At 55.5% G+C, this 25,093-nt stretch carries 17 protein-coding genes and 1 tRNA gene; 9 read left to right on the top strand and 9 right to left on the bottom strand.

Going from position 1 to position 25,093, the window contains the following annotated elements; all coding sequences use genetic code 11:
* The first annotated feature begins 175 nt into the window (after positions 1-175).
* Entirely contained in the window at positions 176-1,111 is a 936-nt protein-coding gene (locus Poly41_RS09890; RefSeq protein ID WP_146525988.1) for an aldo/keto reductase, read from the top strand.
* Positions 1,112-1,192: 81 nt separating this feature from the next.
* Here Poly41_RS09890 and Poly41_RS09885 read toward each other — a convergent pair whose 3' ends face one another.
* On the bottom strand, positions 1,193-2,680 hold the full coding sequence (locus Poly41_RS09885; RefSeq protein ID WP_146525986.1) for a Gfo/Idh/MocA family protein: 1,488 nt from the start codon (positions 2,678-2,680) through the stop codon (positions 1,193-1,195).
* 295 nt (positions 2,681-2,975) lie between these two features.
* Between Poly41_RS09885 and Poly41_RS09880 the strand changes: the two genes are divergently transcribed.
* Both Poly41_RS09880 and Poly41_RS09875 read left to right on the top strand, forming a co-directional pair.
* Positions 2,976-3,554, top strand: a complete 579-nt coding sequence (locus Poly41_RS09880; RefSeq protein ID WP_146525984.1) for a hypothetical protein — start codon at positions 2,976-2,978, stop codon at positions 3,552-3,554.
* A gap of 712 nt (positions 3,555-4,266) precedes the next feature.
* Positions 4,267-4,340, top strand: a tRNA-His gene (locus tag Poly41_RS09875).
* A gap of 94 nt (positions 4,341-4,434) precedes the next feature.
* On the opposite strand, the gene Poly41_RS09870 is transcribed toward Poly41_RS09875, so the two are convergent.
* Together Poly41_RS09870 and Poly41_RS09865 are read right to left on the bottom strand one after the other, a co-directional pair.
* Positions 4,435-6,675 carry a serine/threonine protein kinase gene (locus Poly41_RS09870; protein WP_231615559.1) on the bottom strand — a complete coding sequence of 747 codons (2,241 nt, stop codon included), beginning with the start codon at positions 6,673-6,675 and terminating at the stop codon, positions 4,435-4,437.
* A gap of 139 nt (positions 6,676-6,814) precedes the next feature.
* The gene (locus Poly41_RS09865; RefSeq protein WP_146525981.1) at positions 6,815-7,912 is read right to left on the bottom strand and encodes an ATP-grasp domain-containing protein; all 1,098 of its coding nucleotides are present in this window, start codon (positions 7,910-7,912) and stop codon (positions 6,815-6,817) included.
* A 128-nt stretch (positions 7,913-8,040) separates the two neighbouring features.
* Between Poly41_RS09865 and fae the strand changes: the two genes are divergently transcribed.
* From fae to Poly41_RS09850, 3 genes are all read left to right on the top strand, one after another.
* Positions 8,041-8,538: a formaldehyde-activating enzyme gene (fae, locus tag Poly41_RS09860; RefSeq protein WP_146525979.1), complete on the top strand. Its 498-nt coding sequence runs from the start codon at positions 8,041-8,043 to the stop codon at positions 8,536-8,538.
* A gap of 108 nt (positions 8,539-8,646) precedes the next feature.
* The gene (locus Poly41_RS09855) at positions 8,647-9,516 is read left to right on the top strand and encodes an NAD(P)-dependent methylenetetrahydromethanopterin dehydrogenase (protein WP_146525977.1); all 870 of its coding nucleotides are present in this window, start codon (positions 8,647-8,649) and stop codon (positions 9,514-9,516) included.
* 67 nt (positions 9,517-9,583) lie between these two features.
* Positions 9,584-11,257, top strand: coding sequence for a glycoside hydrolase family 43 protein (locus Poly41_RS09850; RefSeq protein ID WP_146525975.1), 1,674 nt, complete (start codon positions 9,584-9,586; stop codon positions 11,255-11,257).
* 119 nt (positions 11,258-11,376) lie between these two features.
* Here the strand turns inward: Poly41_RS09850 and Poly41_RS09845 are convergent, their stop codons facing one another.
* The 4 genes from Poly41_RS09845 to Poly41_RS09830 all read right to left on the bottom strand — a co-directional run bounded on the left by Poly41_RS09845 (position 11,377) and on the right by Poly41_RS09830 (position 18,501).
* Positions 11,377-13,896, bottom strand: a complete 2,520-nt coding sequence (locus tag Poly41_RS09845; protein ID WP_146525974.1) for an arylsulfatase — start codon at positions 13,894-13,896, stop codon at positions 11,377-11,379.
* A 190-nt stretch (positions 13,897-14,086) separates the two neighbouring features.
* The gene (locus Poly41_RS09840; protein WP_146525972.1) at positions 14,087-15,607 is read right to left on the bottom strand and encodes a hypothetical protein; all 1,521 of its coding nucleotides are present in this window, start codon (positions 15,605-15,607) and stop codon (positions 14,087-14,089) included.
* A gap of 103 nt (positions 15,608-15,710) precedes the next feature.
* Positions 15,711-17,501, bottom strand: a complete 1,791-nt coding sequence (locus Poly41_RS09835; protein WP_146525970.1) for a protocadherin — start codon at positions 17,499-17,501, stop codon at positions 15,711-15,713.
* Positions 17,502-17,559: 58 nt separating this feature from the next.
* Positions 17,560-18,501: a YybH family protein gene (locus Poly41_RS09830; RefSeq protein WP_146525968.1), complete on the bottom strand. Its 942-nt coding sequence runs from the start codon at positions 18,499-18,501 to the stop codon at positions 17,560-17,562.
* Positions 18,502-18,809: 308 nt separating this feature from the next.
* Here Poly41_RS09830 and Poly41_RS09825 point away from each other — a divergent pair, with 308 nt between their 5' ends.
* Positions 18,810-20,333 carry a glycoside hydrolase family 5 protein gene (locus Poly41_RS09825; protein WP_197231196.1) on the top strand — a complete coding sequence of 508 codons (1,524 nt, stop codon included), beginning with the start codon at positions 18,810-18,812 and terminating at the stop codon, positions 20,331-20,333.
* Here the strand turns inward: Poly41_RS09825 and Poly41_RS09820 are convergent.
* Positions 20,327-20,995, bottom strand: a complete 669-nt coding sequence (locus tag Poly41_RS09820; RefSeq protein ID WP_197231195.1) for an RNA polymerase sigma factor — start codon at positions 20,993-20,995, stop codon at positions 20,327-20,329. The two genes, Poly41_RS09825 and Poly41_RS09820, sit on opposite strands and share 7 nt — an antisense overlap.
* On the opposite strand from Poly41_RS09820, the gene Poly41_RS09815 reads away from it, so the two are divergent.
* Both Poly41_RS09815 and Poly41_RS09810 read left to right on the top strand, forming a co-directional pair.
* Positions 20,981-21,811 (top strand): sigma-70 family RNA polymerase sigma factor, encoded by an 831-nt coding sequence (locus Poly41_RS09815; protein ID WP_231615558.1) that lies wholly within the window; start codon positions 20,981-20,983, stop codon positions 21,809-21,811. The genes Poly41_RS09820 and Poly41_RS09815 overlap by 15 nt on opposite strands.
* The gene (locus Poly41_RS09810) at positions 21,808-23,610 is read left to right on the top strand and encodes a serine/threonine-protein kinase (RefSeq protein ID WP_146525961.1); all 1,803 of its coding nucleotides are present in this window, start codon (positions 21,808-21,810) and stop codon (positions 23,608-23,610) included. Before Poly41_RS09815 ends, Poly41_RS09810 begins: the two co-directional genes overlap by 4 nt.
* A 4-nt stretch (positions 23,611-23,614) precedes the next feature.
* On the opposite strand, the gene Poly41_RS09805 is transcribed toward Poly41_RS09810, so the two are convergent.
* Positions 23,615-25,093, bottom strand: coding sequence for a hypothetical protein (locus tag Poly41_RS09805; protein WP_146525960.1), 1,479 nt, complete (start codon positions 25,091-25,093; stop codon positions 23,615-23,617).

Below are 25,093 nucleotides of genomic sequence, written 5' to 3'. Positions count from 1 at the left end.
TCCTGAGCACGCTTCCGCCGGATGAGCCGGCTTGTTGACCTCCCGCGCGACGAGGGATGCGTTGTTGCCCCTGCTGAGAACGTGTTGCCCCTGCTGAGAACGTGTTGCCCCTGCTAAGAACGTGGTACAATGTTGCTTTCTTTGACATTCCCCGTTCACAACGGCTCCCATTTCCATGCAACGAAACGCCCTCGGTAACACCGGCCTTTCTCTTTCGGTTCTCGGTTTTGGTGCGTCCTCGATCGGTGGCGAGTTTCGTCCGATTGAGGTGGGCGAAGCATTGAAATGTGTCAACGTCGCGCTTGATCGAGGGATCAATTTCATCGACACGGCGGCATACTATGGGCGTGGATTGAGCGAGTGCATGCTCGGTCAAGTCTTGCCCTCGGTGCCTCGTGATTCGTATCTGATCAGCACCAAACTCGGCCGGTACGCGCCAAAACACTTTGATTTTAGTGCTAAACGAGTTGCCGAGAGCATCGATGTGTCACTTGAACGGATGAAGATCGAATGCATCGACATGGTCTTTTGCCACGACATCGAATTCGTGAACTTGGACCTCATTGTTGAAGAAACGCTGCCTGCACTTCGCAAGGAAGTGGAGAAGGGCAAAGTGCGTTATTTGGGCGTCAGCGGCTATCCGATGAAGATTTTCACGGAGATGCTCGAGCGAAGTGAACTGGACGTGATTCTGACCTACAACCACTACACGTTGCAAAACGACATGGCGCTTCGATTGGTTGAGCCATGCAAACAGAAAGGCGTGGGGTTGATCAATGCGGCACCGTTCTCGGCGCGATTGCTTTGTAACGCTCCGCTACCCGATTGGCACAAAGCGACACAAGAAGTACGAGACATTACGGCCAAGGCAGCCGCTTATTGCGAGAAACAGGGCACCGACATCGCCAAGCTGGCACTCCAGTATTCGGTGGCCAACGATAGCTTCGCAAGCTGCGTGACCGGTTCGGCCAACCCGGACCGAGTGGCCCAGTGGTGTGATTGGATTGAAGAGCCGCTCGACGAGCACTTGGTTGCCGATGTGAAACAGATCCTTCAACCCATCCACAACTGGGTCTACTATGAAGGCCACCCTGACAACAGCGACGACTAAAGCACGAGGCTTCCGTTACCGTCGTCGGATGTCTTTGACAGGACCTGGCGAATTTCCACCCGCTGATTTCCAGCGATTCGATTACAAGTCGGCGAGGGCTGGCACCCTGAAACCAGGGTTATTGGGGTTCTTCAGCAACGCGTTGGCTTGATCGGCAAAGGGGCCAACGTGTCGTTCGGTAGCCGGATCAAAGGTAAGCATCGGCCCCACCGTGTACTTGGCTTGGGATTCGGAAACTCCGACTCCGTCACGCATCAGTTCATGGAGCTTGACGAAATGTTGCTTCGCAGCTTCGTTACCGTCAAAAGGGGCCGCATCGATTCTGAACGGAGCTTCTTGACCGAGTCGGTACGAGTTGTTCATCAGGTGTCCCAACGTGCAACTGTAGTGAGCTTCTTGAGCCGTCCCATTCGCCATTTCTGGCTCTGCGGCGCGAACCGCTGCGATAAACGAATCCCAGTTGCCGCCCGGGGTCACGTCGCCTGGCTCGACATCAAGTTTTTCCGCCTTCGAGGCGCCCGGACGCTTGATCTTGTATCCACCGTCTTCCACGATCACGCTGCCGTCTTCGAGATAATACTCATTCATCACCTGACGTTCGTAGTTCGCATAGTTGACATTGCGGACGTTGAAGAAAACCATTTGGCCGTTAGGGTACTCGGCCATCGCAAACATCGTATTGGGCGTCTTGCCTTGGTCGTCCCACTGGAAACGCCCACCGATGGCCATGGAGCGAATGGGGTGCGTTTGGTCGTCATCGAGAGCCCAACGAGCGACGTCAAGTTCGTGAGTGCCTTGGTTGTTTAAGTCTCCGTTTCCCGTTTCCCAGAACCAGTGCCAATTATAGGGGTGATAGTTGGCGTGATAGTTTTCAATCACAGCAGGACCTTTCCATAGGTCCCAATTCAAATTCGCTGGTGGCGGGCCGATCGGTTTGTGTCCAATCCCGTCGCGTGGTTTGCAGCAGTAGCCGTAAGCGATTTTCAGTCGAGGCAACTCGCCTGACTTGAGCATTCGATGAAGCCCAGCGATCGTTGCCGAGCTTCGTTTCTGTGTGCCGTGCTGGATCACAACGCCGTACTTCTTCTGAGCTTCCGCGACAATCCGACCCTCGCCGACGTCATGGCTCATCGGTTTTTCCACATAGACATGCTTACCGGCCTGAGCCCCGTGAATTGTGATGAGCGAATGCCAATGATTGGGCGTTGCAACGGAGATCGCATCGACGTTTTTGTCATCAAGCGCCTCGCGAAAATCGCTGACGGCCTGGGTCTTGAATTTCGTATTCCCTTGCGAAGCCTTTTCTTCAAGTACCTTCATGGAATTCTTGAGGACGCGAGCGTCGGGATCGATCACATATGCCAATTCGGTGTTCTCTGCTTTGCTCCAACCTGCGATGTGAGATTGACCACGCCCGTTCAACCCAGCTACCGCGATACGAACGCGATCATTCGCGCCCTGAATCGCACCGGATGCCTTTGTTCCGAGGATCAGAAGTGAGCCAGTCGCCGCCGAAGTCGATTTGATGAACTGGCGGCGGGACGAAGATGATTTTTGGCGTGAGATCATCGCGATGGGTTCCTTAGAGGTGGGAAGAAGCGGTGGGAGGACTTGGTGAGGAGCCGGGAAATCGTTCGGACTTCCTCCGACTAGTATAGAGCGAGACGCGGCGGCGATGGTGCTCGATCAGGCAAGGCAGGCGCAGCGAATTGACCTGCCCGTAGAAAACACACACCAGTAAAGATGGGCAATCTAAGTAGTGTGGGCATATTTTTTGTTGATTATGTCTATTCGGGAGGTAAAGTTGATGGAGATAGACCACTTCGTCACTAGGCGAAGATCTTCTCCTCAAGGGCTCAATACCATGCTTCTCACCAGAATTCTCTCCCTATCGCTTGCCGCGCTGCTGGTTTCGGCAATCGCTGCGCCTGCCCAAGCGTTCATGATTGCTGGGACGGAAAACAGCCAAGAAAACCGACTCGACCTCAAAACGATGGTTAGCGAACTCGCTGAGTTTAGTTCGGACGAGTCCATTACCTGTGAGCAAAAGATCGCTCGCATCGATCAAGCGTTGACGAAACTGGACGCGATCCTCGACGCCGGCACGATGGCAGAGGCAGACGTGCTGGCGACTCGCGACGCGATTCTCGAAATTCGCCGGAACTTGAAGTGCACCGAGCACCATCTTGCGGGTTGTCCCGATTGCCTAGGTGGCGACGTCATGGCCTCACCGATGTATGACGGCGGATTTGCGGCACCGATGATGGACGGCGGATTTGCCTCCGGAGCAGGCGGGTTTTCGGGCGGGGCCGGCGGTTCGGGCGTTGGAGGCGGCGGTGCTCGCTGGGGCTTGATTGCGGCCGGTGCTGCAGCCGCGATTGCCATTCCTTTGGCTACCAGTGACAATGAAGAACCAGGCATTCCTGCGTCGCCGTCGATGTAGTTTACTTCATGCAAAACCGTTTTTGAAACTTGAGCCCGCTCAGCTAACCCTGAGCGGGCTTTTTTGTTGGCGAGCCGATCCTTGCACGGTTCAGCGCCACACGAGATTTGTCTTGGTGCGAATGCGTCCATCCCTGTGGTTGGGCATCCCTGTGGTTGGGCATCCCTGTGGTTGGGCATCCCTGTGGTTGGGCATCCCTGTGGTTGGGCATCCCTGTGGTTGGGCATCCCTGTGGTTGGGCATCCAATCGATGGAAATCTGCGATGACAGGCTCAGGGTGGCCTGACGAATCGCGGTTAAGACGTATCGAAAAGTTGGCCGCGCGTTCGGGGCCCTCCCCCTCGCTGCGCTCGACCCCTCCCGCAAGCGGGAGTGGTGGTTTGCCTCGCCCTTTGGGAGAGGTCGAGCGCAGCGAGGGAGAGGGTTTCTTGGCACCCAATTGACTTGCTCCCTACGACCCCTTTCGAATCGGTGATCCTTTCCATCGGTCTCCAAAACCCCACCGATTCGTCAGGCCAGGCTCAGGGGGGGCTGCGTTGAACACGACCTGGAAAACGGGCGAACAACCTGCGACCGGTCGCAGCTTTCAGCACTTGGCGAACCCGCCCCAACAAGCCGAGTCAAAAAACTCCTTGGTTAAGCCGTTGACCAATTGCCAACCGGAAAGTAAATTTTCCGGTTCAAACGGCGGGACGATCCGCCGCGCGATACGGTGGGTGTAGCTCAGTTGGTTAGAGCGTCGGATTGTGGTTCCGAATGTCGGGGGTTCGAATCCCCTCACTCACCCCTGCGTAAAGCTTCGCCGATGCGCATCGTTATGGGGAAGCTTGGATCGATGTCGTAGCGTTTCTGCCTTTTCGCGATTGTTCAGACGGCGTCGCTAGTTGACGGCGATCGTTTCGGTGTTTCCGGTGCGATCGCTTGTTTCCTCCTCGGGAACACTCGGCAATTCGTTTTTCGATTCTCCGCTTCGGCGGACAAAGAACCACAACGCCACCATGACGAAGAGTGTCGAAATGATGGCGGCAGCCCCTTCGGACATCAGCATCGTCCGCATTTGGCCAACCGGAGCCAAGACTTTGCTCAATCGATATTGGACGAGCACCAACAGGTCGGTGGCGGTATCGCTCGGCGGGATGCGGTCATCATCGTCATCTTTGCCCGTGTCTTGAATGGGCAGCTGAACCGGTTGCATCGCGACGATCCAATCCCCAGCATAGGGTGCACCCTCTGGGACTTTGGCGACGGGATCTTGATAATCGACATCGTCTCGTTTGGAGATCTCGTCGATCAAATCGCTGGAAACCTGGAACTTTTCGTCCGCTAGTGTATTTCCTGATTCACGGAGTGCGTCCATCAGCGGATGTTGCAACACGGTGCCTCGCAGCGGGCCTTCACGCGCTTCAAGCAGCACCGCGATCTGGTTTGCCCCTTGTTCACTTTGCAGAAGCTGAAAATCGCCCAAATTGATCGTCGCCACGAAGACCGCGTCGGGGCGTTCTCGCTGGTCGCTAAAGTAGATCGGCGTGCTGACGGCAACTTTCCACAATCCGGTTGCCGTACTCAGAAAGGCTGATGACAAATGGGTGCGGCGTAGCGGCTCGATCGAATCAATCGGCGTCGATTTGACCAAATCATTCCGACCACCATGAAAGTAGGTGCGATAGGCGAAGTTTTGGCCCGCACTATTTTGGTCGCGCTCGACGGGCTTGTCATACCCAATTGCAATCATGGTTCCGCTTGAATCCGTTACAAACATGGTTGCAAAACGGGGCCGACGGAGGGACAGATCCGCATCAATGTAGCGATGCAAGCGTGTGGCCAAATAGTCGTCAAGCTGCATTCGAATCGGAGCATCGAGCAAACGTTCGCGTGCGTTCGTTTTCGAGAGCGGGTCTGCGGTCGGTGAACCAATCGTCAAACGCTCGGGTTTTACCGCCGTATCGTCAAGTGTCTTTTGCAAGAGTGCGTGAAAATCCTGGCTACTGGCTTCACGGGTCGCTGCATCGAAATAGCGTTCGATTTCACTTTCGAGTGTTCGAGCCGCGAACCGAGCTGCCAATTTATTGCTCCCCACCGCTTCCCGGCGGAGTGCAACTCGGGTGCTTTCAATTGCGTGCTCAATGCTCCGTGCGGCATAGAATCCGGTTGCTAGCAGAATCAACAGTGGGCCGACGATTCCCAGCAGCATCAAAGGCCGACGCGCTCGTATTTGGTCACGGCGATTGAGATCCTGCATGATCTGCTGGACATTGGCATACCGCTGCGCGGGATCGGCGGCCAAGCAACGATTCACAATCCGGCTGAGTGATCGGTCAACACCACGCATTTTCGAATGAGCGGTGGGGGGGGCACTTTCTTCAATTGCTTTGCGGTAGTGATCCAACCGCTGGGGCAGCGACTCGGCGGTGTCAATCTGGCCCAGCACGGCATCGCTACGATACGGTGGTTCGCCGGTTAACAATCGATAGAGAATCGCTCCCACTGCGTAGACATCCCAGGCTGCGTCGGGTGTCGACTGCAAATCAGCCTGTTCGGGTGCCATATAAAACAGCGTACCGAGTGCCGGCGTTTGATCGTGAGACATGCGGCTTTGGCCAAAATCGGCCAACCGCGGTTCGCTGTCTTCACCCAACAAAATGTTCGCGGGTTTCAAGTCGCAGTGCAGGACCCCCTTACCGTGACAGTGGTTCAACCCAACGAGGATTTTCCGAAACATCTCCACGGCGTCGCTGACGCTCAATCGATTCACTCGTTCCAATCGTTCTTCAAGTGACCCACCGCCAACCAATTCCATCACGTAATAGGGCGGGTCGGCATCCCAACCGACTTCAAGTACTTGAACGACATGGCGATCGGCCGACAATTGAACGAGATTCTTGACCTCACGACTCAACAGCGACCAGTTGACGCCACCGCGATGCAAGTAGAATTTGACGGCGACGCCTCGACCGGTATTCAGGTCCTGGCCAACCCAGACTTGGCCAAAAGCCCCCGCACCGAGAAAGCTTCTTAGACGGTATCCGGGGACATCTGCTGGCGGTGTCGTCGCAGCAACCGACAGTTTCTGGCTTGCGGATTGTGCTCCAGCGGTTTGGTACTGTGTTCGATCCTGACTCACCAGTTTATGCCCAAAAGACTTCCGTTTGTCATTACCAACTACGTCGACCCTCATTGTACTGCAGAAAGGCCCAATCGCGGCACCCCTTGCCATGGTTGCAAGCAATCAGCCAACGCATCGATCGGAATCGAGACGACGCTCATTCGAGGGACTGAGTCACGATTCTGATGGCTCCTCGCGTGGCTGCGCTCGATTCCCACGGCATCCGCAACGTGGCGATCGGCATTCCGGCTGCAACTTGCGTACCCGGCATCGGGATATCAGACAGGGTGATTGCCGGCGTTAGCCATCGATCTGCGACATCGCGATGAAACAGGCCCGCGTGCTTCGCGAAGACAACTCGCTTGAGTAGGGCTTGCGAGCGATCGGTTTTCCGACTCAATCGGCTTCGCAATTCCGCCGGGGTTGGCGAAGTCACCCGCTCAAACTCGCATCCGAAAAGCAACTTTGCAACGGATCCAATCAGCGATTCGTTCTGCTTGAGCATGCCACGACGGATCAAGTCCGCCTCAATCAGTTCGCTCGATGCCGTCCAGCGGGGATTGATTTCTAACAACCAGATACGTCCCGCTGAGTCCATCACCAGATCGATGCCAAATAGTCCCACAACACCGGTTTGTCGGACGATGGTGTCACCCAGGGATTGCAACTGGCAGTGGAAGGGTCGCGTCAATCTCAACGGTCCAAACGATCCCGAATACACGAAGGGTTGCGATCCTTTTCGTGTGTGCAGCGAGCGGCACACGCCGAGCATCACCGTATCGCGTCGATCGCTCAAGAACGAGACGCCGAACCTTCGTCCCGCGATCCACGGTTGCCAATACCCCTCCACTTGACCCTCACGTGAAAAGGAAACGCCAAGACCACCCGAGCCGATGCGATTTTTCCACAGCCAACGGACATTCGGGTCGAGATCGTTTCGGGGCGATTGATACGCTCCCGCAAAGCATGTGCCCGAATCGCGAGCAACCGATTCAAGCAGCGCGGGCTGTGCCAAATCGGGACTGGCCGCTGCGTGGTTTCGTCCGCCGACGGAAAGTCGTGGCAGGCTGGGCAAACGCAAGTTCAACTGCGCATCGGTCTCGTCCGGCCGAACGAGAATGAACCGTTCGCAGCAGTCTCGGCAATCGATGTCGCCAAAGAAATCGACACCGATCACGCGAATCCCAGCACGAACCGCCGATTGGGCAGCTGCCCGCACACTCGCCCCGATTAGAATGATCGTCGCTGGTGTCATGAATCACGGATGACTAGTGGTCGCAAGGATCTCGATCTGGTAATGTCTTGAGCTGACGAAAGGGTGCAATGAAACAGGAAAAGCGCCCCTTCCCCAACCCCTTTTGATTTCTACGGAGCTCTCCGCCCATGCAGTTTAACATTGGTGAAGCATTAGTTGGCGACGGCAACGAGATTGCCCACATTGATTTGATGATCGGTAGCAAAGATGGACCGGTTGGCGTCGCATTTGCAAACGCGTTGTCGAACCAAAGCGAAGGCCACACGAACTTGTTGGCCGTGTTGGAGCCCAACGTCGCCGTGAAACCTTCGACCGTGATGATCACCAAAGTGACGATCAAGGGTATGAAGCAAGCCGTGCAAATGTTTGGCCCCGCTCAAGCGGCGGTTGCGAAAGCCGTTGCAGACGCGGTCGCCGAAGGAATCATTCCAAAGGATCAAGCCGAAGAGTTGGTTTGCGTTTGCGGCGTGTTCATTCACCCCGATGCTGAGGATGATGAAAAGATTTACAATTTCAACTACGAGGCCACGAAGCAATCGCTCGTTGCTGCGATGGCGGGTAAGCCAACGGTCGACGAAATGATCGCGAAGAAAGACTCGGCGGCTCATCCGTTTAAGGGTTTCTAAGCGAATCGAATAAGCGATATCGAATGTTTTTTGCGTCCCAAGGCTGCTCGATCTGATTCGGTTCAGGTCCTGTAGCCTTTTTTCTCGCCTATTGCTTTTACCGCGGTCATGCCTCTCCCTAAATTGCTCATCCAACTTGACGTCGACGAGCACCCTAGTAGCTTCGATGGGGTGGTCGCCTACGATAGCGGCGTCGATCATTTGCTCCGCTATGCCAGCGTGACAGCCGATAACGTCACGTCTCTCGTGCATGGTGCCATGTTCACACGCGGTAGCGATCAGCTTCGCAACACCGCGATTTTTGTTGGTGGGTCAAACGTCACCGCCGCCGAGCAATTGATGAAGAAGGTCCACGAGTGTTTTTTTGGGCCGGTTAGGGTTTCAACCATGCTCGATGCAAACGGATGCAATACCACGGCCGCCGCCGCGGTGGTCTGCGCCGCGAGAGAAGTCAAGCTTGATGCGGCAACGGCGGTCGTCTTGGGAGCGACCGGCCCGGTGGGTCAACGCGTCACCCGCATGCTGGCTCGGGAAGGGGCGAAGGTGCGAGCCACTAGCCGTTCGATCCAGCGAGCCTCGGAGGTCTGTGACTCTATCAATGCCAGTTGCCTGGGGTGTGGGTCGGTGGAGCCGGATCAAGTTAACGGAATCGATGACGCCCGTCGTGTGCTTCGCGAGGCAACGATCGTGGTCGCCTGTGGTGCCGCCGGAACGCAATTGATCGACAAGCAAACCCTTGCCAACTGCGATCAATTGAAGGTTGCGATTGATCTCAACGCAGTGCCACCCGCTGGGATCGAAGGGGTTGAAGTAACCCATCAATCGGCAAGAGTCGGCGAAGTGGTGACGTACGGCGCGATCGGAGTTGGTGGATTGAAGATGAAGACTCACCGAGCCGCGATCAAAGCACTGTTTGAATCAAACGAGAAGGTGCTTGACGATCAGCAGATCTATGAGATCGCAAAGCAATTGGGATGATGTTGTCCTACATTTCCAGGTGTCGCGGTTGACTCAGCCGGTCGCCACAACGAGGAGAAAAAGCCTGATGAAACTTGCATCCCTTCCAGGGCTAGTCCTACTGGTGTTGCTTTCAAGCCCTGCAACCGCTCAGCAAACCGGCAGCTGGGGCGACCAGGGCGATGGCACCTATCGGAATCCGATCCTGAACGCGGACTACCCGGATGTGGACGTGGAACAAGTTGGCGATACGTACTACATGATCTCGTCCAAGCAGCACATGAGCCCAGGCATGGTGATCTTGGAATCCAAGGACATGGTCAACTGGACCAGCATCGGTCATGTTTGGAAGCGACTCGATTGGGCCCCTGAATACGACTGGGACCAAATGAATGGATACTCATTCGGCGTCTGGGCCGGTGACCTCGCTTATCACGACGGCACATGGTACTGCTACCAAATTGATTTCAAGCACGGGCTGTATATGAGTTCCGCCGCAGACATTCACGGCCCTTGGTCGACTCCGGTTCAAATGCTTCCAACGGAAAAGGTGTTTGACGACCCTGCGGTTTTTTGGGACGACACTGCTCATCAAGCCTACCTGCTCTGCAACACCGGCACGAAGCAGCGGACCGAACGTGATGGAAAGGGCGGAAACGAGAATCGTCTTTATAAGATGAGTTGGGATGGCCAGCGAATCGAAGACGAAGGGACGGTGATCTACAGGGGGACGGGCGCTGAGGCAGCAAAGATTTATAAGGTGGATGGCCGCTGGTATTTTTTAATTGCGCAGTGGTTTCAGAAAAAAGGCGAGTTGCGTGATCGCAAACAGGTTGTGTTGCGGTCAAAGACCGACAGCATCTATGGTCCTTATGAAAACAAAATTGTGCTGGAACGGGGTAACGGGTTCGCACGCAGTTGTAGCCAAGGCGCTCTGATGCAAGCTGCGGACAAGTCGTGGTGGTACACGCATCAATTGATCCAAAACATTGACAGTCCCTTTCAGGGGCGTCCTCAATGTCTTGAACCCGTCACCTGGATCGACGGTTGGCCCATCATTGGTCAAGACGTGGATGGCGACGGCATCGGTGAACCGGTCAGGCAGCACCAAAAACCGATCAAGGGTTTTGCAATCAACGCCCCCATGACGGACGACGATTTCTCGCAATCGCGGCTTGGTCCGAGTTGGGAATGGAATCACAATCCGCGTGACTCCCATTGGTCCTTGACCGAGCGCCCCGGGTGGTTGCGACTGAAGGCCTGCGTGCCGATTCCAAAAGATCAATACGCTGGCAGTAAAGATCAAGTCTTCTGGCGTGCATGCAATACGGTCAGCCAACGAATTATGGGGACGACCGTTGGATCCGCCGTCGCAAAGTTTGATCTGTCGAGTATGGCGCCGGGCCAACAAGCCGGCTTTGTTCGTTTTGGTGGCCAGTTTCATTTGCTTGGCGTTGAAGTCGAGGATTCGATGAAGAAGCATTTGTTCTTCATGAACCATGATGGAACCAAGCTCATTGGCCCAGAGATCACCACGCAGATTCTCTTTCTTCGAACTCGAAACCTGGCCGATCAAGCTAGGTTTGAATACAGCACCGACGGCGAGACCTTCCAATCGTTCGGACCCGAGTTCACGTTGGTGTTCGGCAGTTGGACCGGCGATCGGTTGGGCTTGTTTTGCTGGAACGAAAATGAAGAAGCGGGCTGCGTGGACATCGACTCTTTCCGCTATGACTACGACGGCCCCAAAGCAACGAGATGATTGAAACCAGCCCCTGAGCTGAAGGTAAAACCCCATGGCCGAGACGGTTCCCAGCATGATCCCAATCACGCCCAGGTAACCGTTGGGAATTCCCATCCCGAGCAGGTCTTCGAAGTTCCTTACTCGCGACCGGCATCGACTTTCTTTAGTCCTTCTTCCAACTGCTTGATTTCGTCTGGCGACAGCTCGGGGCGATCCACCTCGATGGTTAATTTGTTGAGTTTACCGGTGAAGGTGAAGGGTGGCTTGTAGTCAGCGTCATTGACACTCGTCAGCGTATCGGAGCCAATGTCGAAGCTCTCGTCCCATTGTAGGATCATCGGTAACGTGTGAGGCATCGCGACGGTCTGGACGACCTTGCCGTCCACCTTCAACGTTCCCGTTCCACCGCGTCCAAGACCACTCATGTTGTTAAACGCCAGCGTCCCGACTCCGAGACCGTCATACTTGAAGTCAAACTCCAGCGTGTGCTTGCCTGGCGCGAGTGCGTCAGGACCTTCCCACTTGATTCGATTCAAGTCAATCAGATTCCAGAGGAAAACGGGTTTGCCTTCAAGTAGGTAGAATCCGTAGCCGGCAAATCGGCCACCCGAAGTTAAGATCATTCCCTCGGCACCGCCCTTGGGTACCTCAATATCCGCGGTGATGGTGTAGGAACTGTTAAGCAGGAACGGTGAATCGCCTTGCGGTAGCCCCACCATCGGCTTGGTGTAGACGAACTGGGTTCGTCCGGCGGTGATGTTCGGACGCGGAGCCACAATGCGACCCGCAACCGACGCATCCATCGGGAAGACTTGGTACTTTTTCGCTTCCTCGATGAACATCTGCTTCATCTGTTTCACTTTATCAGGATGCTTGTCGGCGATGTTCTGAGATTGACTGAAGTCGGCGTTCAGATCGTAGAGTTCGAGGATTTGGTTGTTGAGTGGATCAGGATTGGCAGCTCCGAAAGCTTCCCATGGCGCACGGTTTACCTTGGTGCTCAGCAACCAACCCTCGTGATACAAGGCCCATTGACCCATCATTTCAAAGTACTGGGTCGTATGCCTCGACTTCTCCTTTGCAGCGTTTGCATCGAAGGTGTAGGCCAGGCTTGTACCTTCGATCGGCGCCTGCTGGATACCGTCCACGTACTCGGGCGCGGGAATCTCACAGGCTTCGAGGATGGTGGGGACGATATCGTTGACGTGGCAAAATTGCTCTCGCAAACTACCCTTGTCCTTGATGTGTCTGGGCCAAGAGATCGCCATGCATTGACGGATGCCTCCAAGTTTCGACGCATTCTGCTTAAACCAAGTGAAGGGCGTATCGAAAGCCCAGGACCAACCTGCCGACATGTGGTTGTAGGTCTCCTCGGTACCCCACACGTCGTAAAACTTCATCTGCTCGGCGACGGGCATCATGTTGACACCGTTGAAGAACGCGACTTCGTTGGGGGTGCCGAGCGGACCGCCCTCGGCACTGGTGCCGTTGTCGCCGTTGATGTAGATGATCAGGGTGTTGTCGAGCTTGCCCATGTCCTCGACGGTCTGCACGACCCGTCCGATTTCGTAGTCGGTGTAGGCTTCAAAGGCGGCGAACGTTTCCACCTGGCGAATAAACAGTTTCTTCTCGGCTGGCGTGCAATCGTCCCAATTCTTGATCACTTCGGTCGGCCATGGTTCCAACTGAGTGTTCGCCGGAATGACACCGAGACGCTTTTGGTTTTCAAAAATCCGCTCCCGAAGCTTGTTCCATCCGTCGTCGAACAGATGCATGTCGCGGATTTTCTCGACCCACTCTTGGGTTGGGTGATGCGGCGCGTGCGTCGCACCCGGAACGAAGTAGCAGAAGAATGGCTTGTCGGGCTGGATTTGGTTGATCTCGTTCAGGTAGTCAATCGCGTCGTCGGCCATGCCGGTCACGAGGTTCCAACCCGGTTTGCCTTCGAACGGATAGATTTGGGTCGTATTGCGGAATAGGTTCGGCTGCCACTGATTCGCGTCGCCACCGACAAACCCGTAGAAGTACTCAAAACCCTGGCCGATGGGCCAATTGTCGAAGGGGCCGACCTTGCTTGCGCAGAAGGCTGGTACGTTATGGTCCTTGCCGAACCATGAGGTTGCATAGCCGTTATCCTTCAGGATTCGGCCGATGGTTGCCTTGTCCTTGGCAATGATGCTGTTGTAACCAGGGAACCCAGTCGATTGTTCGGAGATCACGCCGAAGCCCGCCGAATGGTGATTGCGTCCGGTAATCAAAGCAGCGCGAGTCGGTGAGCAGAGTGCCGTGGAGTGAATATTGTTGTAACGCAAGCCGGTTTTCGCGAGTCGATCCATGGTCGGTGTTGGAATGACACCGCCAAACGTGCTGGGCACACCAAAGCCAGAGTCGTCCGTCATGATCAACAAGATATTCGGCGCCTGCTTCGGCGGCACGATACGAGGTGCCCACCACGCCTTGGACTGTAGCGCATCGTCCTCGATCACACCACCAAATTTAGGATCTGGCGCAGGCAACTGACTTCCGTCAATCGTCGTGGTCGCGGCGGGCGAGCCAGCGGTACCCGAGGTTTGAATTTGTGCCCATCCGGACAGCGGCGTGAGAGCAACAACTGCAATGAAGAGTCGAGTGATCAAGACTTGTGGGCTGGTTTTCATTGGATCCATTTCTTTGTTGGGTGCCATGTATGGGGACGATGCAATTGAACGGTTCAATCTTGTCCTTTGCGAAGGTTTGCTGAACCGATTGAGTGACCGTGAATTCAGGAGGTGGTGTCGCAACGTGCGAGGAGCAAGCTGGGGGTGGGGAAATCGATCGTGTAATCGAACCGCCCCGACCCGTCGCTTGTCAAAACTCGACGTTGTACTTTTCAGTCATCTCACGCCGCATGTCTGCCATCGCAACGGTGATCTGTTGCATAAGATTGTTTGCCGTGGCGTAGCCCTTGATCTTTGCTTGCTGCGCAATGTCCATGTCCTGCGTCGCAGTCGCTCGAGCCGACGCACGGGGATTGTAGGCGTACCGATAACCATACCCACCCCACGGACCTGTCGCCGTGCGATAGTTATAAACTTGAGCGTCAGGTGCGCTGAGGACTTGCGATGCCGTTTGAATCCCAACCGATCGCATTGCGTTTTGCGATTGACGCAGGGTTGCGGAGACTTGAGTTGCAAATTTGATCATCACGGGGTCAACATGAAGAATGGGTAATGCATCAATTTTTGCAGCATAGCGTTGATACCACATGGCCTCTAAACCTGTCGTGTAGGTGTCATGCTTTTCATCCTCGTTGCTTAGATCGGTGACCAAAAGCTGGATGGCGTGGAAGTACTGTTTGGTTGCTTGTGCAACCAGTTCCTGTTTCGACGCGGGATCGCTCCCCGTTGAGGAGGATGCAGAAGACACCATCGCATGCAAGGACTGCGGCGTGTCGAGTAAACTGAACAAACGCTGTACTCCACTCTGTTGCAAGGAGCCCTTCAACAAGATCTCTTTACCCGTGACTTCCAGCTTCCAGTCGTTGAATTCTTGAATCATCGCTCCGTGATGGCCGAGGCTCTCGAGTAGCAATGCTTTGGCATACGGTTCCATGAAGGTCACATCCTGACCAAAGTCGATCTTGATCGCTCCGAAGACACGATCTGTCACGTTGATTCCCAACATCGCCCCACGAATCGTCGCCAAGGTCGCGGCTAACTGGTCAAGGTCCACCTTTTGGCCCTGAAGTGACTTCATGCCATCCAAACGCTGGCGGATGAGTGTTTTTGAAAGCAGGTTTTCGAAATCCATCGCCATAATGATGGGGGTCTTGTTGTTGTCCGCGTAACCCTCCGCTTGCTGCAAGTATTCCCCGAGTGGCTTTCGCCCCGTGTTTGCATACGCTTCCTCGACCCAGCGAGCTGCTTTTTGTCGATCCGCGGGGTACATCATGCCGGCGATGAACTTGCCAAATTTAACGACATACGTGTTGTTTGAAAGCACTGCCGCTTCCTGGCCACCGATTTCATCGATGCTTCCGTCGTATCGTTCCGAGACCGTCAACATCGATGGCTCGTCACTCAGATTGACAACGGAAGCGTTCCAGTGAGGTTGCATCAGTTCGAAATCGGTTTCCGATGCCATTACGAGTTGTTGCGTTTGAGGGGGAATGAACAGAATTCCCGACTCAAACATGTTTTCTTGGTTCTCTGCCCATTTTCGTTGAACCGCTAAGGGTGAGGCAAGGATTTTCTCCATATTGAACAGCACCAACGTGTTGGCGCCCTCGGGCAGGTGCCGAACTAAGGTCTCAAACTGTGCGTGACTGAGTTGTGGCGTGCAAAGGGTTGTAGATGCAACGAGTAGCGTAAGCCAAAAGAAGCGGTTCATCGAAGGTTCCTGTTGAGTGATTACCGGCCGAAATCGAACGATAGAGCTGACGACAAGTCGTGCCGCCAGACGGAATTTAAAAACAAAGAAGGGGAAAAATACTCTAGGATGTCGCCGCGGTTGTCGCACCTTCGTCCTTTGTCAGCCGGACCAAGAGCCACTGTTCCGTCCTTTCTGTTCCTACATGGATGAGTGCCGGCGCTTCATCTTTGGTCAGGTTGTAAAGCCCTGTCTCAATAAAGTTTGATGTATTGTCGCCGACCGAGAAGGCAACCCGCTGCGTCTTCTTGTCTACGGCACCTTGGATCGTCTGGGTCTTGCCCGATGCTGTATCGGTGTAATTCCCACGAATGACTCCCTCTTTGTTCACCGCAAGTTCAATCGACACGACCGATTTCTCGTGGTCCTCCTTGGTCAGCGCAAACACGCCGAGCGGCAACCAATCGCCGTCCTCAGGAGCCTTCGCCTGGGCACCGCTTGCAGCCAAGTCACTCGCTTGTTGGTAGTATTGTTCGGTCGTCCCGGCATCCGTGCCGTCAACGTAAACATTGCCGTCCTCGACGGTGACTGTGTTTCCGTAGTCGTAATACACCGGCGTGGTTGGATAATAGCTCATCCAAGCGCCGACGGAATTCCATGTCGCCGCTCGCCATGCCGCTCCGCTTGCCCAGCCTGCGGCATACCAGGCACCGGGGTGATCGACGTGCCATCGGTCGCCGTAAACATCCCAGTGGTTGTAATTTGCGCGAACCGCGGTTGCCGTGGTGTAACGTCCCGAAGCGCTGACGCGAGTGAATCCTGCAGCAACGCCGCGGGGGCCAGCTGCAACCGCACCCGCCGCCGCATTTCCACGCGGACCCACAGCTGCCCGACCGGCAACCGCTCGGCCGTCCGGCCCCACGGCTGCACCCCGAGCCGCAGCGCCGCCGTCCGCACCCCTGACTCCGCCAACCCCAGCCACGCCACCATTGGGACCGACACCCATCGCTTGCCCTGCCGCATTTCCACGCGGACCCGTGGCAGCACGGCCAGCGACGGCACCCCCGTCTGGCCCGATGGCTGCACCCCGAGCCGCAGCGCCGCCGTCCGCACCTTTGATGCCGCCAACGCTCGCAACGCCACCGTCGGCGCCAACGCCGACAGCTTTCCCGGCAGTGTTTCCTCGAGGACCTGTCACGGTTGCTCCCGCAGCTTGCCCACCACGTGGCCCCGTTGCGGTGCCATGGTTAACATCGGCGTTTCCACCGAATGCCGGCGTTTGGGTTGATCGGGATCGATTGCCGGTGGCCAGTCCCTGCATGCCCCCATCGGATGGCATGCCCAAAAAGTTGCCAAGTTGTGCGCTGCTTGGCTTGTTGAAACCGCCGCGAGAAGCGGCTCCGCCGCCGGCACCACCGAAGCCTGCTTGACCCGCAGTCGCTCCCGTCCCTCCGAACCCGTCGCCACGAAAGTTGCCGAAACCGCCACCCGCCGAACCACCAGCTCGGCTTGCGCCGCCACCAAATCCATCGCCGGCAAAGTTGCCAGCTCCGCCGCTACCAAAACCGCCGGCACCCAAGCTGCCACCTCGGCTTGCTCCGCCGCCAGAAAGACCACTGCCACCCAAACTGCCGCCTCGGCTCGCTCCGCCGCTAAACCCACCACCGCCAAAGTTGCCAGCTCCGCCGCCAGAAAAACCGCCGCCACCCAAACTGCCACCTCGGCTTGCTCCGCCGCTAAATCCACCGCCGCCAAAGTTGCCAGCTCCGCCGCCACCGCCAAAGCTACGACCTCCGCCGCCACCGCCAAAACTGTGACCGCCTCCACCGCCCCGACCTCGGCCAGAGACATCGGCCAAGGGCAGGCTCAACATCAACAGTGCGGCGAAAATGCTAACTCGATAGGATCGATACATAAGAACTTCTCGTTCCGAAGAATATGGTTTTAAGATCTGGTTTTGAATTGGAAAAGAATCAACGTTCTTCCGACTTTCGTTTCATCACGACTTCATCGGTATCTGGCAAGGCAACATCGCCCGCGACTCGTTGAGTGGATTGCCAAACACATCCGTTCGCATCGAGCCTAGCCAGCAGGTTGACGGATCGCGTGGGCACACCATCGCCGGTCATTCCAATCATCTCAGCCACCCAGCCTGACTGCACCGGAGACCAAACGCCAATCGCGTGCCCACCCCCTGGACTGAAGTCCCACGATTGCAGGTGACCCTCCAACGGGTTCCAACCAATCATCTGCGTCCCAGAGGACGTTGTACCATCAATCGCCGTGGTCGTATAAGTCCGCTGAATGAAGCTCTCGTCAGCAACCCAGCGAAACACGGACTCCGCCCGAACGCCATGTTCTTCACAAACCCATGTCCCGATCAACCAATCGAAATCGGCTATGTTTTGTGGTGTCGCTTGAGCTTCAACCCATGATTCGCGCACGGAGGCCATCTGCCATGTATCACCCTCCTTGACGTGAACGGCGGTGTACTTGCAGTAGCCCGCGGACCCGTCCGGCGCCGGATCCAGCTTGGCCCGACCGTCCTCGATCGCAACGTGCTCGCCGACCAACCTAAGCGAATCAATGGCAACTTGAAGCTTGATGCCCGGATACTGCTCGAAAAATGCCGCATAGGCTTGCTCAATGGCAGCGCGACCTTCATGGGACTGTCCTGAGTCATCGATGTAATGAGCGTCGGAAGTCCACATTTCGGCGACAGCCTTGGCGTCGCCGCGGTTGACTGCATCCACAAATGCCTGTGATTCGCCGCGAATCGCATCAAGTTGCGGCGACACTTCGGCGGAAGCTTTCGGAACCGCTGGAGCCAACGGACTTGTTGCATTTTCTTGGGCGTGTAACAGACTGACACTTGCTGGTAGGAACAGCAAGGCAAAAGCGATTCGAAGTCCCATCTCGCGTAACGATCTCGTAAATAGAGTTAGGGGACGCAGCCATGCGTGGAAGGCGCGGACTCCGCCGCTGCTCGATTGTAAGTATACCGACTGTGCGAATCACCCAGTGTAATCTTGTTACGATATTCCCAGCAATTCTAAACAGCCAGTCGCCACACGAGGGGCCACATCGACGTCAACGACTTGAGAAAACCATGGGGACCGCAGCCCGATTGATCGCAACCCAAATGGTGAAAGCGGTAACCAGGGTGTATCCTAGAGCTTGCCCACCCACACCTGCTCCCCTCGACGCTCTACGGCTTTCTCCAATGAAATACGCGACCGGTTGCTTCCTTCTTGCCCTGCTCTTTGCTTCCGCCTTGAATTCACCCTCGATCTCTGCCGAGTTGCCTGATCCTTCACCTCACGATCTGCCGCGATGGCGCGGGTTCAATTTGCTCGAAAAGTTCTATCGGTCGCACGATAATGAAGCTTTCCGCGAGAGTGACTTTCAATTGATCTCTGAACTTGGATTCAACTTCGTCCGACTCCCCATGGACTACCGAGTTTGGATTGAGGACGGCGATTGGAACCAGTTCAATGAAGCACAGCTCAAACACATCGACCAAGCCGTCGAATGGGGGCAGAAATACTCCATTCACGTTTTGATCAACTTCCATCGAGCTCCGGGATACACCGTGGCGCGGCCTGCGGAGTCGACCGATTTGTGGACCGATGACGAGACCCAGCGTATTTGCGCGAAGCATTGGGCGATGTTTGCAAAACGCTACCGCGGAATCCCAAGTCGGTACCTCAGTTTTAATCTTTTCAATGAACCCGCAAACGTCTCGTCCGCCGCGTATCTGAAGGTCGTAAAACGGATGGCCGCGGCGATTCGAGCTGAAGATCCCGATCGTTTGATCCTGTCCGATGGGTTACAGTGGGGCAAACAGCCGATTCCTGAATTGGCGGAACTCAAGATCGCCCAAGCAACTCGCGGATACACGCCGACGGATGTGACACATTTTAAGGCAAGTTGGGTCAACGGGGCTGATCAATATCCGGTCCCAAGTTGGCCTCGTGTTCGGGCTTACGGAACGTTGTATGTGCCCAACAAACCTGATTTATCCGTCGAGGCCACGGCGGCAATGTCGGTGATCGGCCCCTTCCGTTCCCAGAGTCAGTTTCGGCTGCACGTTGGAACCGTTTCGAGTCGAGCAACGCTGGTCGCAAAAGCGGATGACCAGATCGTTTGGCAAAAGGAGTTTGTGTGTGGTCCTGGACAAGGGGAGTGGAAGGAGTCGAACTTCATGGAGCAGTGGAACTCTTATCAAAATGTTTATGACTGCGACTATCACTTCGCCATTCCCGAAGGCACAGGCAAAGTCGAATTGAGTGTGATCGCAGGAGATTGGTTGTCGCTAACCGAGGTTGCGATCCGCTCAAGCGATGGCGACGAGGACGTGTTGCCGCTACGTCCGGGTTGGAACGAGCCCCCGGCTCGGGTCCACTATGATGCCACGAACTCGGCGCTACCGTTCGTTGGTGAAGAGGTCGAGGATCGCAGTTGGTTGTGGGACACGACGATTGTCCCGTGGGTGAATGTGGAACAGCAAGGCGTTGGCGTGATGGTCGGCGAGTTCGGTTGTCACCACTTCACGCCTCATGACGTCGTCCTTGCGTGGATGGAGGATTGCTTGGCGAATTGGCAGCGTGCCGATTGGGGATGGGCTTTGTGGAACTTTCGCGGCACCTTTGGGGTCATGGATAGCGGCCGAACGGATGTCGACTACGAAGATTTCAATGGTCATCAGCTCGACCGAAAAATGCTCGAACTGCTGCAGCGTTATTGATTTAACAATGCGTTGGGATCATGACCGTAATCGCTTTGGAGCGATTCGGATCCGGCCGTCAGGTAGTTATCGAGTTCTTGCTTCAGCTTGGCTCGGGCACGTGACAAGCGACTTCGAACCGTCCCCATTTTGACCTGCAGCATTTCGGCAATCGTTTCGTAGTCGAAGCCTTCAAATTCGCGAAGCATCAAGATGGTTCGGTGGGCGTCGTCGAGCCGGGACAGCGCAACACGGACATGAATCCGATCCTCTTGACGTTCCGCACAATCCACGGGGGTTTCGTGTCGCGCGCTGCGATCGCGAGATTGGTCTTCATCCACGAATTCAATCGATACGGCATGGCCTCGCTTGTGCAAGTAGTTGCGGCGTGAATTTAGGGCAATGCGGTAGAGCCAGGTGTAGAAACTGCTGCGATTGCGAAACGATCGAAGGTGGATGTAAGCGTTCAAGAACGCGTCTTGGACGATGTCCTCTGCAAGCGCCGGACAACCAACATTGCTCCAAATCGATGTGTACAGTCGCTCTTGATAGCGGCGAACCAATTCGTCGTAAGCGGTGGAATCGCCTTGCAGCACCACTTGGATCAGTTGTGAATCGGTCCGCGTCGAAACGAGTCCCTCCGAAGCGGGCTCGATCGTGTTCGTAGCATGAGATTGCATCATCGGTTTCGGTCGGTTGAAGTCAGTTTCCAGGGCTTGGACCATCGCTGGGTGCGGTGTGATTCCAATCCGAGTGCCGTCGGGGGGATACGCGGCGCAATCGACAAGCGTCCGCAGGGTTTTCTCGATAAAAAGGTTGGAACTACGGTTCGGACGCAAATTTTGCTAGAATCGGATCAACTTGGTGGCCGTGGTGGCTTCGATCGTTCGGCTGGCCCCTCCCTTTTTTGGCTCGACTTGCACATGAATTCAGGCGAAATTGATATCGCAAAAACGCTGTCGCAAGTCGCTGACGGAGATCAAATTGCGGCGGAGCGTTTGATGCCTCTGGTTTACGAACGTCTGCGTGGGCTCGCCTACACGATGTTGAATCATGAATCGCCGGGCCACACCCTGCAGCCGACGGCACTGGTCAACGAAACCTATTTGCGGATGGCGGATCAGACGCGGGTGGATTGGCGGGGGAAAACCCACTTTTTCGCGATCGGTGCCAAGATGATGCGGCGGATTCTCGTCGACCACGCTCGCCGTCACAAACGAATCAAGCGTGGTGGTGGGATGGATCGAATCCCTTTGGCCGACGACATGCAAGTCACCATGCGTAACGACGAAGACGTCTTGGCGGTCGAAGCGGCACTTGAAAAACTCGCAGCGCTCGACCCCCGGCAAGCTCAAATCGTGGAGCTAAGGTTCTTTGGTGGATTGACCGTCGAAGAAGTGGCTGAGGTGATCGGTGTCTCCAAACGAACAATTGAAGCGGAATGGACTCTGCTGCGAGCTTGGCTGCGGCGTGAACTATCGGACGAGAGGTCAAGTTGACTCGCAACGACACACCCGCCGCCTTGAATGCCACACAGTATGCGAAGGTCAAGCAATTGTTCGCCGATGCGATCCAATTGAGCGTCCCCAAACGTCTCGAGTTTGTGGAGCGGCATTGCCAGGGTGACGATGCAGTTCGCCAGGAAGTCCTTTCACTGTTGCAGCATCACCTCGCCGAAACGGTCTTGGAGCCAGTTGCAAAGCGATCCACAACTCAGCTATCCAAAACTCAAGTCATCAAAACCGACGAATCCCCCAAACCTGCGATCGTGGTCGCTCCGCCGACCCAACCCGATTCGTTTCTGATCAAAAGTGACGTTTGGGAAGACAACTGCCAAGTGTTACGGAGGCGGTTGCTTGTCATTGCCGGTGTGATGGCCTGCTTCATCGCCCTCTCGATGATCCGTTTGATGACCTATCACTTTGCCTCCGTCGGGTATGGTGCTCGTATTTTCACCCTTTGCATCATCTTGGGAAGCGGATGGAGGTTGAAATCCAACAACCGATTGAGTCTCCGCGAATTGCGCACGATCGAGTTGTTAGTGATGGCATCGATGGGCGTGTTGCTGGTGGCTATCTATGCTCGACTGTTACTCGATGCAGCTCATCGAGAAGTTGCCAGCGCAGCAATCAGCGTGGACAATTGGAATCATTTCGCATGGGCATTGATGATCTTGGTCTACGGGATTTTCATGCCGAACACCTGGCAACGAGCCACGGCGGTCCTGTTGCCAGTCGTCGCGATTCCCTCGATCACCACACGGCTATGCGAGTGGGTCGATCCCGAATTGACAACGCTCCTTGCAGCGGACGATTTCGGGCAGCCGATCCCCCTGGTTTTGATCGCCGCCCTGATCGCAATCTACGCTGCTCATTTGATTCATGGCGCTCGATTGTCAGCATTTCACGCTCGGCGATTGGCCCAATACAAGATCCTTCGCCTGATCGGCGAAGGTGGCATGGGCCAAGTCTTTGAAGCCGAGCATTTGCTTTTGAAGCGAGCCTGCGCAATCAAGCTGATCCAACCGGAACGCGCCGTCGATGATCGGGCCTTAGCCCGGTTTCAGCAAGAGGTCCGTGCATTAGCGAAGTTAACCCACCCGCATACGATCGAAGTCTACGACTATGGTCAAACCAAGGACGGCGTTTTCTTTTTTGCAATGGAGCTCTTGCCGGGTCGAAACTTGGCTGAGTTAGTGAAGGAGTCTGGGCCAATGCCAGCGGAGCGTGCCGTCCATTTTGTCACCCAAGTCTGCGAGGCACTCGTCGAAGCGCATGGGGCCGGTTTGATTCACCGCGACATCAAGCCCGCCAATATCTTTGCATCGCAACGGGGCGGAATGTTTGATTTCACGAAGCTATTGGACTTTGGTGTGGTCCGTCAGATCAATCGGGAGGGTGAGGACGCGGCCGTTGCAAGCCGTGTCGCCGGAACGCCCGATTACATGTCACCCGAGCAAATCATGATGCCGGATTCGGTGGATCAACGGAGCGACTTGTATAGTCTCGGCGTTGTGCTTTACTTCTTGCTGACAAACCGGACGCCTTTCGAAACAGAATCGTCCCTTGATGTCTTGCTGGCACACGCCAACCAGATTCCCACTCGACCTTCGGTGTACCGCACGACGATTCCGGCGGATGTTGAGGCGATCGTGATGCGATGTCTCGAAAAGGCACCCTCCGATCGTTTCCAAACCGCAGCAGAGCTTCGCGATCACTTGATGAATTGCGATTGCGCCGGAAAATGGACTGCGGAAGACGCCGCACGGTGGTGGGAAACGTCAGTGCCTCCGACTTAAGCCCTTAGAGCCCTGCCAAGGCGACCCCGCCCGTCTGCTTTGCTAATTGGATCAAGTCGTCGTTTTGCTCTTCAACAATAAAGACATGCAACAGAATTCCCTTTAGCTCGTCCGCTTGAACATTGATCCCATGATCGCCGTCGGTCACGATGATCAGTTCCGGCTTCTCGGCGTCAAGATCACCGACGAGGCTTTTGACGCGAGTCACGCCTTCGCGTAGGGCCAAGTTGATATCCGTGTCATCGCCAGTGAAGAAATCGTAGTGCAATCGGCGAATCTCCTCGCGGGCTTCGGCAACCTCGGAAACGATCACTTGATCGTGGACGACCGAATCGAAAAAGCTGTAGCCCAAAATTGCTTCGCGCCGACCCACCGCGCGCAAGCGGTTCAGCAAAATCGCTAACAATTTGTAGATGCGTTCGCCTTGCTGCATCGACTTCGATCGATCAAGCATTGCGTAAAAGAACTGTTTCTTGTCACTTCGTTTGATCTTTTCGCGAACCATAAAACTCTTGGTTGCCAAGCGATAACGAAAATACTTCGGCGCCGCGGTTTTCAATGCCCACGCTGCGGGAGCAAGTTTTGGCAGTTCGTCGTACGACTGCATCATCCGCATTCGCGTTTGGTCGCCATCGGACGACGGGATCATCTTTTTTTCAAACCGTGGTTGGAACGCGACATACTCGTTTGCAATCCGGGAAATCCTCAACAATGCTTCCATGCCGGGTTCGGCCAACAGTCTTGACGCGACGTCCAATCGCCGTACAGACAAAGGATGAGTCTCCTTTTTTTCGGTTTCTTTCCTCACACCACCAAAACAATCGGCAAACAGGGATGCAATTCGACCGCGAGTGTCAAGGCGATCGACCAATTGGATCGACGTGATACCTCGGTCGCGTGACATTTGTTCGTAGTCGATTTGGTCGCTCGGCTTCAACCGACTCTCGTCGGGCAGACACTCCATCCATTCCACTTCGTCCGCTTCCAGAGAGCCGACTTGTTGCAGTGCCCAATTGATCTGCCAGCTGATCGACTCAGGGGGGATCCCGATTGCGATGGAACGTTTCGCGGTTGCAATCACCGCAACGTTGGCGATGGCACGGTCAACATCCGTTTTTCCCTTGATGCGATCGAATTCGACGTCGCGCAGGGCCACGGCCAATTGAAGGTACAAGGCAATGTCGCGATCCGCCCAATGAAAGACTTCATCGAGCCACGTGATGATCGGCCACATTCGCATTCGGTAAGTCAACCGTGTCCGGCGTTCAATCTCGCCAGCACCTGCCAAGCGGCCTTCATCAACCAGGTGCACACCATCCCAGATCATCGGCACTGCGATGTGCGACATACCGATGGCATCGAGCTTGTTGACCACCTCGGCCGTATTGATTTGCTGACGCCGCTCGCTCGTTTCCGGATAGGAGACATGCGTGTGGTAGTTGAGGAACCTACGAAAACGACGGTCGACGCGGATCGGTTTCAT

The sequence above is a fragment of the Novipirellula artificiosorum genome, from assembly GCF_007860135.1.
Classification (GTDB): domain Bacteria; phylum Planctomycetota; class Planctomycetia; order Pirellulales; family Pirellulaceae; genus Novipirellula_A; species Novipirellula_A artificiosorum.
This window is presented reverse-complemented; position numbering and strand designations above follow the sequence as displayed.

Coding starts and splice junctions, on each gene's coding strand:
- Poly41_RS09890 (WP_146525988.1), top strand. CDS start 176: ATGCAACGAAACGCCCTCGGTAACACCGGCCTTTCTCTTTCGGTTCTC.
- Poly41_RS09885 (WP_146525986.1), bottom strand. CDS start 2,680: ATGATCTCACGCCAAAAATCATCTTCGTCCCGCCGCCAGTTCATCAAA.
- Poly41_RS09880 (WP_146525984.1), top strand. CDS start 2,976: ATGCTTCTCACCAGAATTCTCTCCCTATCGCTTGCCGCGCTGCTGGTT.
- Poly41_RS09865 (WP_146525981.1), bottom strand. CDS start 7,912: ATGACACCAGCGACGATCATTCTAATCGGGGCGAGTGTGCGGGCAGCT.
- fae (WP_146525979.1), top strand. CDS start 8,041: ATGCAGTTTAACATTGGTGAAGCATTAGTTGGCGACGGCAACGAGATT.
- Poly41_RS09855 (WP_146525977.1), top strand. CDS start 8,647: ATGCCTCTCCCTAAATTGCTCATCCAACTTGACGTCGACGAGCACCCT.
- Poly41_RS09850 (WP_146525975.1), top strand. CDS start 9,584: ATGAAACTTGCATCCCTTCCAGGGCTAGTCCTACTGGTGTTGCTTTCA.
- Poly41_RS09845 (WP_146525974.1), bottom strand. CDS start 13,896: ATGAAAACCAGCCCACAAGTCTTGATCACTCGACTCTTCATTGCAGTT.
- Poly41_RS09840 (WP_146525972.1), bottom strand. CDS start 15,607: ATGAACCGCTTCTTTTGGCTTACGCTACTCGTTGCATCTACAACCCTT.
- Poly41_RS09835 (WP_146525970.1), bottom strand. CDS start 17,501: ATGTATCGATCCTATCGAGTTAGCATTTTCGCCGCACTGTTGATGTTG.
- Poly41_RS09830 (WP_146525968.1), bottom strand. CDS start 18,501: ATGGGACTTCGAATCGCTTTTGCCTTGCTGTTCCTACCAGCAAGTGTC.
- Poly41_RS09825 (WP_197231196.1), top strand. CDS start 18,810: ATGAAATACGCGACCGGTTGCTTCCTTCTTGCCCTGCTCTTTGCTTCC.
- Poly41_RS09815 (WP_231615558.1), top strand. CDS start 20,981: ATGAGATTGCATCATCGGTTTCGGTCGGTTGAAGTCAGTTTCCAGGGC.
- Poly41_RS09820 (WP_197231195.1), bottom strand. CDS start 20,995: ATGATGCAATCTCATGCTACGAACACGATCGAGCCCGCTTCGGAGGGA.
- Poly41_RS09805 (WP_146525960.1), bottom strand. CDS start 25,093: ATGAAACCGATCCGCGTCGACCGTCGTTTTCGTAGGTTCCTCAACTAC.